Here is a 17141-nt window from a genome sequence, read left to right as displayed (position 1 = left end):
TGAAAGAAATGGGTGATATAGATAGACGTTCCATGCCCTTGTTTTCGATCGGAATTGTAAAATCATTAACAGGGTTAACAGCTCGACAAATCCGATATTATGAACAGCATCAGTTGATACATCCATCTCGAACAGAAGGAAATCAAAGACTTTTTTCTTTTAATGACGTCGACCGTCTACTAGAAATTAAAGAATTAATTGAAAAAGGCCTGAACTTAGCAGGTATCAAGCAAGTTCTGCTTATGAAAGATTTGCCGAAGACTGAAAAAGAAGTTTCAGACAAAAAAGCATCCGAAATATCTGAGAAGGATCTCAGAAAAATCTTACAAAAAGAACTATTAGATGCTGGCAGATTAGGGAAAGCTTCGTTAAGACAGGGAGAATTATCACGATTCTTCCATTAAAATATAAAGGAGAGAGTGTAATCAATGGGATTAACTAAAGAAGAAATTAAGCAAAAAATTAATGAGGAAAATGTAAAGTTTATTCGTCTTCAATTTACTGATTTACTTGGTACAATCAAAAATGTGGAGATTCCACTAAGTCAATTGGACAAAGCATTAGACAATCAAATGGTTTTTGATGGTTCATCTATCGAAGGTTTCGTTCGTATCGAGGAATCTGACATGAAGCTTTATCCAGATTTGGATACATTCGTTGTATTCCCGTGGACTTCTGAAAAAGGGAAAGTAGCACGTTTTATTTGTGATATATATAATACAGATGGTACGCCATTTGAAGGTTGCCCTCGTTACAACTTAAAACGTAACTTGAAAAGAGCAGAAGATCTTGGCTTTACAGCATTCAACATCGGTACTGAGCCTGAATTTTTCTTATTCAAACTAGATGAGAAAGGTGAACCTTCATTAGAACTTAACGATAAAGGTGGTTATTTTGACCTTGCACCTACAGATTTAGGTGAAAACTGCCGTCGTGACATTGTACTTGAATTAGAAGAAATGGGATTTGAAATTGAAGCATCTCACCATGAGGTAGCACCTGGGCAACATGAAATTGATTTCAAATATTCAGATGCTGTTAAACACGCAGATGATATCCAGACATTTAAACTTGTAGTAAAAACTATTGCTCGTAAACACGGTTTACATGCTACATTTATGCCTAAACCATTATTTGGTGTGAACGGTTCTGGTATGCACTGTAACATGTCATTATTCAAAGGGAAAACAAACACTTTCTTAGATGAGAATGGCCCACTTGAATTAAGTGAAACTGCTTATAAGTTTATTGCAGGTATTATCAAACATGCGTTATCATTTACTGCTGTAACAAACCCAACAGTAAACTCTTACAAGCGTCTAGTACCTGGATATGAAGCACCTTGTTACGTAGCATGGTCTGGTTCGAACCGTAGTCCACTAATCCGTGTACCAGCTTCTCGTGGTTTAAGTACACGTGTAGAAGTACGTAGTGTAGACCCGGCTGCGAACCCGTACTTAGCATTATCTGTATTATTAGCATCTGGTTTAGATGGTATCGAAAATGATCTTGATGCTCCAGAAGCAGTAGACCGTAACATCTATATTATGGACAAAGAAGAACGCGAAGCTAATGGAGTAAAAGATTTACCAGCAACATTAGCTGACGCTTTAGATGAGTTGAAGAAAGATGAGACAATCATTGAAGCTCTTGGTGAGCACTTATTTGAACACTTCATCGAATCAAAAGAAATCGAATGGGACATGTTCCGTACGCAAGTTCACCCTTGGGAAAGAGAACAATATATGTCTAGTTATTAATAAAAGGAAACCCTTGGCGCTTTTTGGTGCCAAGGGTTTTGTTTATTTCACTAAAAGAAGCGTCTGTCAAAATTCTTATCAGATACTAATTATTCAAGAAAATTTCGATTATTTATTTATATGAAGGGTATCAATTAAGATATAGGATAAAAAGGATGTGTTCTTATGTATGGTGAAAAACCTGTAATCGCGATTGCAGGAGCAAGTGGATATATTGGTCAAAATTTACTTAAAAAGTTCGAAGGTGATGCAACTTTAATAGGTCTTTCTAGAAATGGTGATAAGCGTGAGAGTAAAGATTCAATTCACTGGCGATCATGCGATTTGTTTTCACTTAAAGATGCAGAAAAGGGATTAGCAGGAGCAGATATAGCCGTCTATTTGGTACATTCAATGATTCCATCAGCAAAGTTAACACAAGGGAATTTTGCTGATTTAGATGCGATACTTGCAGATAATTTTGCTTTAGCAGCTAAAAGACAAGGAATCAAAAAAATCATTTATATAGGTGGTATAGTACCAAAAGCAGAAAAAAATCTTTCTGCACATTTGGAAAGCAGATTAGAGGTAGAAAGAATTTTAAGGTCATATGGAACTCCAGTTACTGCTCTGAGAGCCGGCTTAATTGTTGGTCCAAAAGGATCTTCGTTTCCAATATTAGCAAACTTAGTTAAACGGCTTCCGATCATGATCCTCCCGAAATGGACGCGTATGAAAACTCAACCGATTGCACTGCCAGACGTCCTAAATTCTATTAAGAAGACAGCTACTGAAAAGTCATCCAAAAATTCATCATATGACTTGGGTGGACCTGATGTTTTAACATATCGACAAATGATGGAAATAACCGCTGATGTGATGGGGAAGAAACGCAAAATGTATAATGTTCCTTTGTTTTCTCTCTATTTATCAAGATTATGGTTACGACTAATCACAGGAACACCGAAAGAAATGGTTTATCCTTTGGTTGAGAGCTTAAAGCATCCATTAGTGGCTAATCAAGATAATGTCAGGGAAGATATCAGCAGGGGGACTATTTCATTTGAAAAGGCTGCTATTTATTCATTACAGGAAAAAGACGAGAATAAAATACAACTTTTAAAAAAACCAGAATTATCACCGTTAAAAAGAGATGTTCGGTCAGTCCAACGGATTATCTTGCCTGAGGGATGGACAGCGGATGAGGTGGCTAGATATTACGTTCAATGGTTAGAACGATTTCTTAATCCATGGATTCGTACAACTGTTAACAATAACTTTGATTGTCAGATAGGATGGCTAGGTACCAAGCATCCTTTGTTAAAATTGTCCTATGCTCACGATCGAAGTAATAAAGATCGTGCTTTATTTTATATAACAGGAGGACTGCTTTCAAATGATCACAATAACGAGAGAGGTCGGATGGAGTTTAGAAAGATTCCCGGTTCAAATGAAGTAATTATAGCTATTCATGATTTTATGCCGGCATTGCCTTGGTTTATCTATCAATACACCCAAGCAAATGCTCACTTATTTATTATGAATTGTTTTCGCTATCATATAAAACGTTTGAATCGAGAAAGAGGTACAGTTATTACACATTAAAATAAGAAAGCTGACAAGTTAACTTGTCAGCTTTCACATTATTTTACACCTGACTCTAACCAAACTACCTCTTCATTAGATAATTCTATGTTAGATCCTTCTAAACATGATACCAGTTCATTTTCGCTTTGGGCTCCAATTAAAGCAGAGGTTGGAAAGGCTTGATTTAATACATATGCCAATGCTATTTGGATCGCTGTAACTCCTTTTTCCTTTGCCAATTTTTCCGCTCTACTAAAACGCTGCCAATTTGCATCACTATAAAACACTCGAACAAGATCCTCATTACTTCTGTCCTCAGGAGTAAACCTTCCTGTGAAAAAACCTCTCGCTTGAGACGACCATGATAGAATCGGCAATTGTGTTTCTTGATGCCATTTTAAATCAGCACTATCGGTTGAGACACAGCCTTTCCAAAATGGTTCATTTGCTTTAGCTAAACTTAGATTTGGACTACTAAACGTAAAACCTGTTAAACCATTGGCAGCCGCGTAGTCATTTGCTTCTTGGAGACGTTCAATGGTCCAGTTAGATCCACCAATCGCTTTAATTCTACCAGCTTCTATATGTTCGTTCAGTGCATCCATGATGATACTTACCGGAACATTCGGATCATCTCGGTGTAGGGCATACAAATCAACATAATCGGTTCCGAGTCTTTCTAAACTTTCAAAAAGGTCTTTTTTAATGGCTTCAGGATTTACTCTTGGTCCATTTTCGTCATGGTGAGCTCCTTTAGTTAGTATATTTATATCATCGCGGTTATTACGTTCTTTCAACCACATACCAATAGCAACTTCACTTTCTCCTCCACAATAACCGTGAGCTGTGTCAATAGTATTGCCACCGATTGCAACATAACGATCTAATATCTGAGAAACTTTATCATAAATGCTTGGTTTAAAATAATCAGAGCCTTGAATTAAAGTAGTAACTGGTTTATCGAGTCCTTTAATTTGAATTGTTTTCATATGTTTAACCTCCCTAAATTTCTATACGTCTGCGCTCTTCAGCAGAGATAAGGCATGCATCTAATACTTTCATGTTTAAGTGTGCATCTTCGCTAGAATACGGTAACGAAACATCTGTTTGTATGCTTTCACCTAGAGCATCTGCTTGTAATGCATATTGATTTACGTAGGGAACTTTGACCTCTCGAGTCCCATTACTCGTATGAACATAGAAATGATCGGTTTCATTTTGATTCACAATAAAAGCTGAAGGTACTTCAATTCTTCCTTCTGTTCCTAAAATTTCTAATTGATTTCGGAAATCTGCCCACATTCCACAATCGAAAGTGAGGGCCACACCATGATTAAATTCTAAAATACCAGAGGCCATCATATCCACGTTGTCATGCTCTTCCGAGAAAAATGCATGGACTGTTGCTGCTTGGGGCTCCTCTTTTAAGATCATGCGAGCAGCACTTATTGGATATACGCCTACATCATATAAAGAACCACCACCCCATTCCTTTTTGTAGCGAACATTTTCCTTGTCGGATGCATTATTAAAAGTGAATGCTCCATGAATACCACGAATTTCACCGATTTCTCCCGATTCGATCAATTCTTGAATCATTTGATATCTAGGATGATAACGATACATAAAGGCTTCTGCTAGTACGACACCAGATTTTCTACTTACTTCTTCCATTTCTTGAGCCTCTTTAGCATTTAATGCAATTGGCTTTTCACAGAGCACATGTTTACCTGCTTCCATTGCTTTAATCGCCCATTCTTTATGTAGATGATTTGGCAACGGTATGTAAACGGCATCAATAGTAGGATCTTCTAACAAGTCTTCATAGCTTCCATGAGTATTAGGGATATCTAATTTTTTTGCGATATCCTTCGCATTGTCTATGTTTCGACTAGCAATCGCTACAACTTCTCCAGTATTTGATTCCTTTATTCCTGGAATAACAGCTTTTTGAGCAATATTGGCTGTGCTTATAACTCCCCATTTAATTGGCATTAATTTCCCTCCTCATATAACTTTATTGTTATTATAATCGATCCATAGTAATATTAAAATAGAAGCTTTTTGCCATAAGATAAAACAATATTGTCCTAGGGAAGTGTACTGATGTATCGACAGGTTTTGTTACCAACATTCAAAAAACACGAATATATGATTCTTCCTGAATCAGTCGGATCCTACAGGTCAGCAAGCGATCATGAAGTATATCGTGAAGCAAATTCATTAGATAATTTCAGCATTCATTTTGTCTTATCAGGAACTGGTTTTGTGGAAATGGATGGTAAACAATATACTTTAAAAAAAGGGGATGCCTTTCTTTTTTTTCCACAACAAGAACAAAAATATTATAGCAGTAAAGAGGATCCTTGGAGTATTAGATGGGTTCATTTCTATGGAAATACTATACATACCTTTTTATCGGAGACTGGTTTTGGTAGATTTATCTTGTGGAGATTGCCAAATTTAAAAGCAATAGCAGAGAGACATGAGCATTTATTGCAAGAGGCAGAAGTGAATAGCTTTTTACAATTATCAGATTTGTCTACCCTAACCTATTCGTTTTTAACAACATTTACGACAAATGCAGTGCCAAGAGAATCCAATTCAAAACAAGAATTAGATCAAAGGATTCAGTTGATACTACCAAGAATGCAAGAAAAAGCAAGAGAAGCATTTGACCTTACATATTGGGCAAAAGAAACCGGTGTAAGCACGTATTATTTTTGTCGCTTGTTCAAACGTGTAACCCAAATGACTCCGATGGCTTTTGTGACATTATGTCGTTTACAATCGAGCAAAAGGCTACTTATAGAGGAAAAACATCTAACGATCAAAGAAATTGCGGAAAAATCAGGCTACCCGAATCCTAGTTATTATAATAAACTTTTTTTAGAAAATGAAGGGATGACTCCAACAAAATATCGACAAATGTATTTTTAGCAGAATAAAGTGAATGTACAGTAAGTGAGGACGAAATAATACTATAAAATGTAAAAGAAGTGCGTTCAGAACTTATACGCACTTCTTTTTGTTATAAACTTCTATATAAACCTACGACTTTACCTAAAATGCTAACATTTTCATAAATAAAGGCATCCATCGTCGCGTTTTCTGGTTGTAGTCTGATATGGTCTTTTTCTTTAAAGAACCGTTTCACAGTTGCTTCACTGTCTTCTGTCATCGCTACTACGATATCTCCGTTAATTGCTGTGTTTTGTTGTTTAATAATGACTTTATCACCATTTAAAATACCGGCTTCGATCATACTATCCCCTTCAATAATAAGAACGAATAATTGTTCACTCGCATGCATTTCATTATTTGGAATAGGAATGTATTCTTCAATGTTTTCGACAGCAGTAATTGGTATCCCTGCGGTAACTTTACCTATTACTGGAGCAAACGTTGCCTCGGTTTTTGGAATTTCAAATTCTCCTTCTTGCTGAAGAACTTCAATGGCACGTGGTTTTGTCGGATCTCTTCTAATATAACCCTTTTTTTCAAGTCTAGCTAAATGGCCATGAACAGTTGAACTTGAAGCTAATCCAACAGCTTCTCCAATTTCTCTTACTGAAGGTGGGTAGCCTTTAAGGTCTACTTGCTCTTTAATGTAAGCTAGTATCTCCTCTTGTCGTTTTGATAGATTTGTCATATTTGAATCTCCTCATGCGTATTATTTATTAACCAAATTATAGCATAGCATCGTAAGTATTACAAACATTCGTTCGAAAAAACTGTTGACATGAACATTTGTTCGTGTATAATGAAAGTACGAACAAAAGTTCTGTGGAGGGATTTAATATGTTAAAAAATTTATCAAAAGTTGACGTTTTTTATTTAATAGCATTTATACTAGCTCTTGTCTTCTTTTATTTTTCAGCAATTACTAGTATATAGAATGAAGGGGAAAGCAATGATAAAAGCTATCATTTATTGTCGTGTAAGCACAGACAAACATACGCAAGAGACATCGCTTATACGTCAGCAAGAAGAATTACGTTCTTTTGCCGACCGTTACCATTTAGAAGTATCGAAAGTTATTGAAGAAAAGCAAAGTGGCTATGAAATTGAGAGAGAAGGTATTTTTGAATTACTAGATGATTTTCAAAATCAGAAAGCAGATGCGCTTCTTATTCAAGATGAAACGAGACTAGGACGAGGCAACACAAAGGTAGCGTTACTTCATCAATTAAAGAAATTAAATATATCGATTTATACGTTGTCCCATAATGGAGAATTACAACTTTCAGAGGGCGACTCCATGGTGTTGCAAATCGTTTCCATCGTCGAAGAGTATCAGAGAAAGCTGCATAATGCTAAAATTAAGAGGGGTATGAAAAAGGCTGTAAGCAATGGTTACAATCCTGCTGAGAACCTTTCAAATCAACATTTAGCAAATGGAAGAGAACGTAAGGAATTTCCTATTGATGAAGTAGTACGACTTAAATCAAATGACTTAACCTTTAAAGAAATTGCTTCCGTTCTGAAAGGGATGGGCTATGATGTTTCAAAAGCAACAGTCCATCGTCGCTACCAAGAATATCAATCACTTGAAAACTTGCAGAATGAGGATTAAAATAAATGGAGAGTATACAATTTGTGTATACTCTTTTTTGTTGAATGATGCCAAGTACAATTCATTTCAAATATAGAAGCAGTAATAAAATAATACGAGAGAAAAGAGGTGTTAGTGATGTTATCAAAGGAGAAAATTGCTCGTATTAATGAACTAGCAAATAAATCAAAAAATGAAGGATTAAGTGAAGAAGAAAAAAAAGAACAAAAAACATTACGGGAAGCTTATTTAAAGAATGTTAGAAAATCTTTTAAGAACCATATGAAGGGGATGACCGTTGTCGATCCAAATGGAAATGACGTAACTCCTGAAAAATTAAAGAAATTACAGTCAAAGAAAAAGTAATGAGTTGTTCTTTTTCTATCTTATACTGTCATTAATATAGCAAAAACTGATAAAAATTCAGAAAAATGTTGCATTTTTTGTTGATATACTTGTCTTTAACATCATTTCGTTATAGGATTATAAATGTGCGTACATATTTTTGCATATCGAAAGGGGAAAAATCATGTCAAACCAAACGGAACAAATGTCTATTAATGCAATTCGAACGTTGTCTATAGACGCGATTGAAAAAGCTAATTCTGGTCATCCAGGTTTACCAATGGGCGCTGCCCCAATGGCTTACACACTTTGGACTGAACACATGAACCATAACCCAAAGAGCTCTAAATGGTTTAATCGTGACCGTTTTGTACTTTCTGCAGGTCACGGCTCTATGCTACTTTACAGCTTATTACACTTATCAGGTTATGATGTTTCAATTGATGACCTTAAAGGATTTCGTCAATGGGATTCTAAAACACCAGGTCACCCTGAAGTTCATCATACAGATGGGGTAGAAGCAACTACTGGTCCATTAGGACAAGGTATTGCTATGAGTGTAGGTATGGCTATGGCAGAAAAACATCTAGCTGCAAAATACAACAAAGACAATCACAATGTTGTAGATCACCACACGTATGCCATTGTTAGTGATGGAGATTTAATGGAAGGTATCTCACATGAAACGGCATCATTAGCAGGACACTTAAAGTTAGGTAAACTTATTGCACTTTATGATTCTAATGATATCTCATTGGATGGAGAGCTTAATAAATCATTCTCTGAGAATGTAGAAGATCGTTTCAAAGCTTATGGATGGCAAGTAATTCGTGTTGAAGATGGTAATGATACAAAAGCCATTTCAAAAGCAATTGAAGAAGCGAAACAAAACCAAGACCAACCAACACTAATTGAAGTGAAAACAGTAATTGGTTATGGTTCACCAAACAAATCAGCTTCATCAGCTTCACACGGTGCCCCATTAGGAACAGATGAAGTCACTCTAACAAAAGAATATTATAAATGGGAACATGAAGATTTCCATGTACCTGACGAAGTTTACCAGGATTTCAACAAGAAAATTGTAGAAAAAGGTAAAGAAGTAGAACAAAAATGGAATGAATTGTTTGATTCATACAAAAAAGCATATCCTGAAATAGGTAAAGAACTTGATGATGCGATCAATAAAAAATTACCTGAAGGATGGGATAAAAACCTTCCTGTATATGAAGCTGGAAAAGACGAAGCAGCAACACGTGCTACTTCAGGTGAAGTATTAAATGCGATTGCAGATGCAGTACCTTCTTTATTTGGCGGTAGTGCCGATTTAGCAGGTTCAAACAAAACGAATATTAACAATGCTGGTGATTTCTCTGCTGCAACTCCAGATGAGCGTAATATTTGGTTTGGGGTACGTGAATTTGCAATGGCAGCAGCGCTAAATGGTATGGCGTTACACGGCGGACTAAAAGTATTCGGTGGTACGTTCTTCGTATTTAGTGACTACTTACGTCCAGCGGTTCGTTTATCAGCGATTCAAAACCTGCCTGTCACATATGTATTAACACATGATTCTATTGCAGTAGGGGAAGACGGACCAACTCATGAGCCTGTTGAACAACTAGCAGCGTTCAGAGCTATGCCAAACTTGTCTGTAATTCGTCCGGCAGATGGAAATGAAGTACAGGCTGCATGGCGTTTAGCTATTGAATCAACTGACCAGCCAACTGCATTAGTTCTTACACGTCAAGGTCTACCAACACTTGATGGTACAGCTGAAAATGCATATGAAGGCGTTAAAAAAGGTGGGTATGTAGTAAGCCCAGCTTCAAAAGAAACACCAGATGCGATTTTAGTTGCAACTGGTTCAGAAGTACAACTTGCAGTTAAAGCACAAGCAGCATTAAAAGAACAAGGTAAAGATGTTAGTGTTGTAAGTATTCCATCATGGGATCGCTTTGATAAGCAAGATGCTTCTTATAAAGAATCAGTGCTTCCAAAAGCAGTTACTAAACGAGTAGGTATTGAAATGGCTTCATCTCTTGGATGGGAACGCTATGTAGGTATCGAAGGAAAAACGATTACAATTGACACGTTTGGCGCTTCAGCTAACGGAAACAAAATCATTGAAGAATATGGTTTCACTGTTGAGAATGTCGTTAAACACGTTAATGAATTATTCTAATTAATAAATGGGACGAGGGACCGGGTTCCTCGTCCCATTTTTAATAAGTTATCTCGTAAACAAGTGCTTGTATTATTAGATAACTTTTACTATACTGTATAAGAGACGAGTTGAAGGAGGAACAGTGAATGAGTACAATTTGGGTAATACTTATCGCAGTAGGTGCTCTAATTGCTGGTGTGGCATTAGGCTTTTTTATTGCGAGAAAGTATATGATGAATTACTTAAAGAAAAACCCACCAATTAACGAACAAATGCTACGAACTTTAATGATGCAGATGGGTCAAAAACCATCGCAAAAGAAAATTAAACAAATGATGCGTTCGATGAATAATCAAATGGATAACAAATAAACGCATTGTAACATAATTGTCGAATTAGAATCCTTGCTTATTTATAGCAAGGGTTTTATCATATTTATAGGAATAGATAACTATAAATTCTTGGTTTGGAGTGACCAATTTGACAGAAGTGAATATTTTTATTGCATTTGGTGCCGGCTTTTTATCTTTTATTTCTCCATGTGTATTACCACTTTATCCTGCCTTTTTATCCTATATCACAGGAATGAGTGTAAACGATATAAGACAAGAAAATGCTATGTTTAATTATAAAAGTATCTTACATACATTATTTTTCTTGATTGGTTTTTCAAGTATATTTTTAATTCTCGGCTTTACCACTAGTTTTATTGGTGAATTTCTGACAAGATGGGATGATTTAATACGACAAGTTGGAGCGATATTAATTATCTTTTTCGGATTGATTATTATCGGGGCATTGAATTTTGACTTTTTGATGAAAGAAAAGAAAGTACATTTCAAGAATCGTCCAGCAGGATTTCTGGGTTCTTTTATTATCGGTATGGCCTTTTCGCTTGGTTGGACTCCTTGTACGGGACCAATTTTAATGGCTGTAATATCATTAGCTGCAACGAATACGGAAGTAGGTATTCTACTAATGACAGCATACTCGTTAGGATTTTCTATTCCATTCTTTATTTTAGCTTTCTTTGTTGGTAAAATGAAATGGATCAAACGTAATTCACAAAAGCTTGTGAAAATTGGTGGCTACGTGATGATATTTATGGGTTTTTTCTTGTTTTTTGATCTAATGACAAAATTAACATCTTTTCTTGCCGGATTTTTTAATTTTCAAGGATTCTAAAGATACACTTTGGAGAACATAATTGCTAGGAGGAATGGTATATGGTAAAAACAAATGATTTAATTTTAAAAACAATGACGGTATTAATTTCTTTTATTTTATTTGGTTTTTCAGTTAATCTATTTTTTGCAGGGCATAACGCACCAGGTGGTGGATTTATCGGTGGTTTGGTGACAGCAGCTGCAATTATTTTGATGTATATGGCCTATGGTGAGCGAGCGATACACAAAGTGTTACCAATAAACTATCGCACGTTATTAACGATCGGTTTAATCATAGCTATTGCTACAGGTGTTGGTTCCTTTATTTTCGGTGAGCCCTTCTTAAGTCAAACTTATGATTATTTCAATTTCCCTATTTTTGGAAAAATGGAATTAGCTACTGCTTTGTTATTTGATTTAGGTGTATATTTAACGGTTATTGGTGTTACAATGACGATTGTACTGACGATTTCAAGTGACCGGTAATCAAAAACGCAGCAAGACACGTTTAAGGGGTTTCTTTACGTGATCTTGCTGCGTATTTTTTATTTCTATAATCTTCTGGGGAATAATCAAAATAGCTTTCATAAGGTGTAACGTCTATTTTCTTTTCTTTTAATTTCTTTCGTAGGAACTTATGATCTCGCTTTGGTGTAGCCATTATGTAGCCTTGAATCAAAGTGTTTTGTGTAATCTGCTTTTCTTTTTTCTCCAATGCTAACTGCCCCACTTTACCAGCAATTTTTTGCCTCGCTACGTCTCGAAATAATTCTGGGACAGGAGAAACTAATTCTTCTAGAAAGGCTTTCTCAGATTCTTTCCATAAATGTTTTGATTTACTGATATAGAATTTTTCCCAATCTAAATCAGACTTTCCATCATCTTTTGGTAAACTTTTTAAAAATTTTCGAAACATAAAGTAGCCACCGATTGTCATAAGACCTAATAAAATAAATGTCCAAAATACGATGAGCATCATATAACCGAACGTCATGAGCTACACCTCCTAGTTAGTAATATTGCTAATTAATAGAAAGAGCATTTTATTTTGAGGAAAAATATAGTAATATAACAATGAATCATATATTAAGTCATAAAAATCCAAATTTCTCATATAAATTACAAGAACGTTGCTATTATAGCATGATTACACGTATTTATAAACGATACATATTCAAAGTTAGGGGGAAAAGCCTTGCTAAACTATGTCGGCCAGCCAGAAGGCACGAGTGTCAATGACGAAACTACTAAAAATATCATGCTTTCTGAATTACCAAAAGATATCTTAAATAAAATCGAAGTCAATGGATTTGATTTAATTTGTATTAGTGATGATGCGGGCAAAATTAATTATATATCGGAATCAGTTAAGCAAGTACTAGGTTTTACTAAATCACAATTACTTGGTAAGTCTGTTTTTCGTTATATTATGTCTGATGATCAAAAATATCTGAGAACGTATTTTGACATAAAGAATAGTGAAGAACAGAAGTTTTATATACATATCCGTAATCAAATTGGAAGGTATATAGTTTTTGAAACAATGATGCAAGTTATTAGATGGGATGGCCAAAATAAAGTTCTTTCAATTTCGAGAGATATTTCAGATAAGAAGCAAGCAGAAGAAATGTTAATACGATCTGAAAAAATGTCCATTGCTGGTCAACTTGCTGCAGGTATTGCTCATGAAATTAGAAATCCACTTACTTCTCTGAAGGGATTTGTGCAATTATTGCAAAGTGGCGTTGATAGCAAAAGTGAGTATTATAAAATAATGATAGATGAAATTGACAAAATTAACTCGATAACCTCTGAATTATTATTTATCTCCAAACCAATGACAGACGATAAAAATGATGAAAATATGTATGAAATGTTATCAGATGTTATAACATTGCTACGTACGCAAGCTAACCTCTATGATATAGACCTCATATTAGAAGTAAATGACGAATTAATGGTTCATTGTGATCGTTCTCAAATAAAACAAGTATTTATAAATTTAATAAAAAATGCAATTGAAGAAATGACAGAAGGTGGAAAAATCCATGTTTTAATGAAGAAAATAGATCATGAGTGTCTGATTGCGGTTAAAGATGAAGGACCAGGTATTCCAAGACACCTCATCCATAAATTGAAGGAGCCTTTTTTTACCACTAAGAAAAACGGAACCGGATTAGGTCTGATGATTTCTAATCAAATTATTGATAATCATAAAGGCCGGTTAGAGATTGAATCGGAGAATGGTAAAGGGAGTACATTTTGTATATATCTTCCTTATCAAGAAAAATAACTGAACTATTATAGAATTTATTTAAATTTTTGTGATGAAACATTTTACTTATAAACCGATTTCAATTAAAATAGTATGGTGCATACTATATGATATAGTATTTAGAGACGAGAGATCAGATTTCGGTCTAACATTTTTTAAGGGGGTAACTAGACGAGATGACAAATCAGAATCCATTTCAAGCAAAAAAACAATTTGATCTGAACGGAAAAACGTATAACTATTACCAATTAAAAGCTTTAGAAGAAGCAGGGATTGGTAATATCGATCGCTTACCTTTTTCTGTTCGTGTATTACTTGAATCATTAATTCGTCAATATGATGGACATGTTATTAAAGATGAGCATGTAAAAAGTCTAGCAAACTGGGGGAAAGAAAAAGGACAAGATGTACCTTTTAAACCTTCTCGAGTAATTTTACAAGATTTTACGGGTGTACCAGCAGTTGTTGACCTTGCTTCATTACGAAAAGCAATGGTTGATATGGGAGGTTCACCGGATAAAATCAATCCAGAGGTACCTGTGGACTTAGTAATAGACCACTCTGTACAAGTAGATGAATACGGAACAAGAAACGCACTTCAAGCAAATATGGAATTAGAATTTGAACGTAATGCAGAGCGTTATGAATTCTTAAATTGGGCACAAAAGGCATTTGATAATTATCGTGCTGTCCCACCAGCAACAGGTATCGTGCACCAGGTAAACTTGGAGTACATAGCTAATGTTGTTCATGGAGTGGAAAATGATAATGGTGAAGTTGATGCATTCCCAGATACGCTTGTAGGTACTGACTCACACACAACTATGATTAATGGTTTAGGTGTACTTGGTTGGGGTGTAGGTGGTATTGAAGCAGAAGCAGGTATGCTTGGACAACCTTCATACTTCCCTGCGCCTGAAGTAATTGGTGTTAAATTTACTGGTAGCTTCCCTAATGGAACGACTGCTACTGACTTAGCATTAAAAGTTACACAAGTATTACGCGAGAAAAAAGTAGTTGGTAAGTTTGTTGAATTCTTTGGCCCTGGCTTACAGGATATGCCACTAGCAGACCGTGCGACTATTTCCAATATGGCGCCTGAATATGGTGCTACTTGTGGTTTCTTCCCTGTAGATGCAGAGGCGTTAAACTACCTTCGTCTAACAGGCCGTAGTGAAGAACAAATTGCATTAGTGGAGAAATATTGTAAAGAAAATAGTTTATGGTATTCACCAGATCAAGCAGATGCTGACTTTACAGAACTAGTAGAAATTAATTTATCAGAATTAGAGCCAAATTTATCAGGACCTAAACGTCCACAAGACTTGATTCCTTTATCCAATATGCAGAAGTCATTTAATGAAGCCATCACTGCTCCTGCAGGTAATCAAGGTTTTGGCTTAGATAAATCAGAATTCGATAAAGAAGTAGAGATTGATCATCCAAACGGACGTAAATCTGTTATGAAAACAGGTGCGGTTGCAATTGCAGCGATCACATCTTGTACAAATACTTCGAATCCTTATGTAATGCTTGGAGCAGGCTTGCTTGCGAAAAAAGCTGTCGAAAAAGGCTTGGAAGTACCAGCTTATGTGAAAACATCACTAGCACCTGGATCAAAAGTTGTTACAAGTTATTTAGAAGACTCTGGTTTAATGCATTATTTAGATCAACTTGGATTTAACTTAGTAGGTTATGGTTGTACAACTTGTATCGGTAACTCAGGTCCATTAAGAGAAGAGATTGAAAAAGCAATCGCAGATAATGACCTAACTGTTTCTTCTGTATTATCAGGTAACCGTAACTTTGAAGGTCGTATTCATCCACTAGTAAAAGCTAACTACTTAGCATCACCACCATTAGTAGTAGCATACGCTTTAGCTGGTACTGTTGATGTCGATCTTAAAAATGAACCAATTGGACAAGATAAAGATGGTAACGATGTATTCTTTGATGATCTATGGCCTTCTATGGAAGAAGTACGCGATGAAGTAGCAAAAGTTGTTACTCCGGAAATCTTCCGTAAAGAATATGCAAATGTGTTTGAGTCAAATGAAAAATGGAATGCAATCGAAACAACTGATGAACCATTATATACTTGGAATGAGGATTCTACTTATATTCAAAACCCTCCATTCTTTGAAGGTTTAGCTAAAGAACCAGGTAAAGTAGAACCTTTATCAGGTATGCGTGCAATTGGTAAATTCGGTGATTCCGTTACTACCGACCACATTTCACCAGCAGGTGCAATTGCTAAAGATATGCCTGCAGGTAAACATTTACAATCTAAAGATGTATCACCACGTAACTTTAACTCGTATGGTTCTCGTCGTGGTAATCATGAAATAATGATGCGTGGTACTTTTGCCAACATCCGTATCAAAAATCAACTAGCACCAGGTACAGAAGGTGGTTACACTACTTACTGGCCAACAGGTGATGTAATGCCAATTTATGATGCAGCTATGAAATATCAAGAAGCTAACACAGGACTTGTAGTACTAGCTGGTAATGATTATGGTATGGGAAGTTCTCGTGACTGGGCAGCAAAAGGTACAAACCTTTTAGGAATTAAAACAGTTATCGCTCAGAGCTTCGAACGTATTCATCGTTCAAACCTAGTAATGATGGGTGTATTGCCACTTCAATTCAAAGATGGTGATAGTGCCGATTCATTAGGTTTAACTGGTACAGAAACGTTTGAAGTACAAGTAGATGAGTCTGTTAAACCACGTGATATCGTACCAGTAAAAGCTACTGCTGAAGATGGTACAGTGACAGAATTTGAAGTAGTTGCTCGCTTTGAAAGTGAAGTAGAAGTGGATTACTATCGTCATGGTGGTATTCTTCAAATGGTATTGCGTAACAAATTAGCATAAGTAATATTGAAAAAGATAGCCAAAACATTGGCTATCTTTTTTTATACACTAGAAAACATGAGATTATGCGAATCTGCAAGAAGAGCAGCGCGAAATGCAAGAAGGGAAGCTAATCTGCAAGAAGAGCAGTGCGAAATGCAAGAAGGGAAGCTAATCTGCAAGAAGAGCAGTGCGAAATGCAAGAAGAGAAGCTAATCTGCAAGAAGAACAGCACGAAATGCAAGAAGGGAGTAGAATCTGCAAGAAGAGCAGTGCGAAATGCAAGAAGGGAAGAAAATCTGCAAGAAGAGCAGCGCGAAATGCAAGAAGGGAAGAGAATCTGCAAGAAGAGCAGCGCGAAATGCAAGAAGGGAAGCTAATCTGCAAAAAGAACAGTGAAAAATGCAAGAAGGAACAGTATTTGAATAAACTTAAACTGACGTTCTCCA

Annotated in this window: 16 protein-coding genes; 12 read left to right on the top strand and 4 right to left on the bottom strand. The window is 35.8% G+C overall.

The features are described from left to right. Positions 1-8: 8 nt before the first annotated feature. From BN3107_RS11320 to BN3107_RS11310, 3 genes are all read left to right on the top strand, one after another. The gene (locus tag BN3107_RS11320) at positions 9-404 is read left to right on the top strand and encodes a MerR family transcriptional regulator (protein ID WP_148434714.1); all 396 of its coding nucleotides are present in this window, start codon (positions 9-11) and stop codon (positions 402-404) included. A gap of 24 nt (positions 405-428) precedes the next feature. Continuing rightward, positions 429-1760, top strand: a complete 1332-nt coding sequence (glnA, locus tag BN3107_RS11315) for a type I glutamate--ammonia ligase (RefSeq protein ID WP_058307733.1) — start codon at positions 429-431, stop codon at positions 1758-1760. Between the two features lie 165 nt (positions 1761-1925). Continuing rightward, the gene (locus tag BN3107_RS11310) at positions 1926-3344 is read left to right on the top strand and encodes an NAD(P)H-binding protein (protein ID WP_058307732.1); all 1419 of its coding nucleotides are present in this window, start codon (positions 1926-1928) and stop codon (positions 3342-3344) included. 38 nt (positions 3345-3382) lie between these two features. Here the strand turns inward: BN3107_RS11310 and BN3107_RS11305 are convergent, their stop codons facing one another. Both BN3107_RS11305 and BN3107_RS11300 read right to left on the bottom strand, forming a co-directional pair. Continuing rightward, a complete protein-coding gene (locus BN3107_RS11305) occupies positions 3383-4315 on the bottom strand; it encodes an aldo/keto reductase (protein ID WP_058307731.1) in 933 nt (310 codons plus the stop codon). Between the two features lie 13 nt (positions 4316-4328). Further along, positions 4329-5321 carry a Gfo/Idh/MocA family protein gene (locus tag BN3107_RS11300; RefSeq protein ID WP_058307730.1) on the bottom strand — a complete coding sequence of 331 codons (993 nt, stop codon included), beginning with the start codon at positions 5319-5321 and terminating at the stop codon, positions 4329-4331. 111 nt (positions 5322-5432) lie between these two features. Between BN3107_RS11300 and BN3107_RS11295 the strand changes: the two genes are divergently transcribed. Beyond that, entirely contained in the window at positions 5433-6266 is an 834-nt protein-coding gene (locus BN3107_RS11295) for a helix-turn-helix domain-containing protein (protein ID WP_058307729.1), read from the top strand. A gap of 91 nt (positions 6267-6357) precedes the next feature. Here BN3107_RS11295 and lexA read toward each other — a convergent pair whose 3' ends face one another. After that, entirely contained in the window at positions 6358-6978 is a 621-nt protein-coding gene (lexA, locus tag BN3107_RS11290) for a transcriptional repressor LexA (RefSeq protein ID WP_058307728.1), read from the bottom strand. 261 nt (positions 6979-7239) lie between these two features. On the opposite strand from lexA, the gene BN3107_RS11285 reads away from it, so the two are divergent. From BN3107_RS11285 to BN3107_RS11260, 6 genes are all read left to right on the top strand, one after another. Further along, a complete protein-coding gene (locus BN3107_RS11285) occupies positions 7240-7902 on the top strand; it encodes a YneB family resolvase-like protein (RefSeq protein WP_187371023.1) in 663 nt (220 codons plus the stop codon). 117 nt (positions 7903-8019) lie between these two features. Next, complete coding sequence (locus BN3107_RS11280) at positions 8020-8247, top strand: DUF896 domain-containing protein (RefSeq protein ID WP_058307726.1); 228 nt, start codon at positions 8020-8022, stop codon at positions 8245-8247. A 163-nt stretch (positions 8248-8410) separates the two neighbouring features. Beyond that, positions 8411-10411, top strand: coding sequence for a transketolase (gene tkt, locus BN3107_RS11275; RefSeq protein WP_058307725.1), 2001 nt, complete (start codon positions 8411-8413; stop codon positions 10409-10411). Positions 10412-10539: 128 nt separating this feature from the next. Beyond that, positions 10540-10764, top strand: coding sequence for a YneF family protein (locus tag BN3107_RS11270; RefSeq protein WP_058307724.1), 225 nt, complete (start codon positions 10540-10542; stop codon positions 10762-10764). A gap of 109 nt (positions 10765-10873) precedes the next feature. Next, positions 10874-11578: a cytochrome c biogenesis CcdA family protein gene (locus BN3107_RS11265; RefSeq protein WP_058307723.1), complete on the top strand. Its 705-nt coding sequence runs from the start codon at positions 10874-10876 to the stop codon at positions 11576-11578. Positions 11579-11619: 41 nt separating this feature from the next. After that, on the top strand, positions 11620-12045 hold the full coding sequence (locus BN3107_RS11260; RefSeq protein WP_058307722.1) for a Na(+)/H(+) antiporter subunit B: 426 nt from the start codon (positions 11620-11622) through the stop codon (positions 12043-12045). Positions 12046-12067: 22 nt separating this feature from the next. Here BN3107_RS11260 and BN3107_RS11255 read toward each other — a convergent pair whose 3' ends face one another. Next, positions 12068-12553, bottom strand: a complete 486-nt coding sequence (locus BN3107_RS11255; RefSeq protein WP_058307721.1) for a DUF2621 family protein — start codon at positions 12551-12553, stop codon at positions 12068-12070. 201 nt (positions 12554-12754) lie between these two features. Here BN3107_RS11255 and BN3107_RS11250 point away from each other — a divergent pair, with 201 nt between their 5' ends. Next, entirely contained in the window at positions 12755-13852 is a 1098-nt protein-coding gene (locus BN3107_RS11250; protein WP_058307720.1) for an ATP-binding protein, read from the top strand. A 158-nt stretch (positions 13853-14010) separates the two neighbouring features. Then, the gene (acnA, locus tag BN3107_RS11245) at positions 14011-16713 is read left to right on the top strand and encodes an aconitate hydratase AcnA (protein WP_058307719.1); all 2703 of its coding nucleotides are present in this window, start codon (positions 14011-14013) and stop codon (positions 16711-16713) included. Positions 16714-17141 lie beyond the last annotated feature (428 nt).

Origin of the sequence: Gracilibacillus massiliensis, from assembly GCF_001458115.1 — a bacterium.
Lineage (GTDB): Bacteria > Bacillota > Bacilli > Bacillales > Amphibacillaceae > Gracilibacillus > Gracilibacillus massiliensis.
The sequence above is the reverse complement of the archived record's forward strand: the minus strand, read 5'-3'. Positions and strand labels throughout refer to the sequence as shown.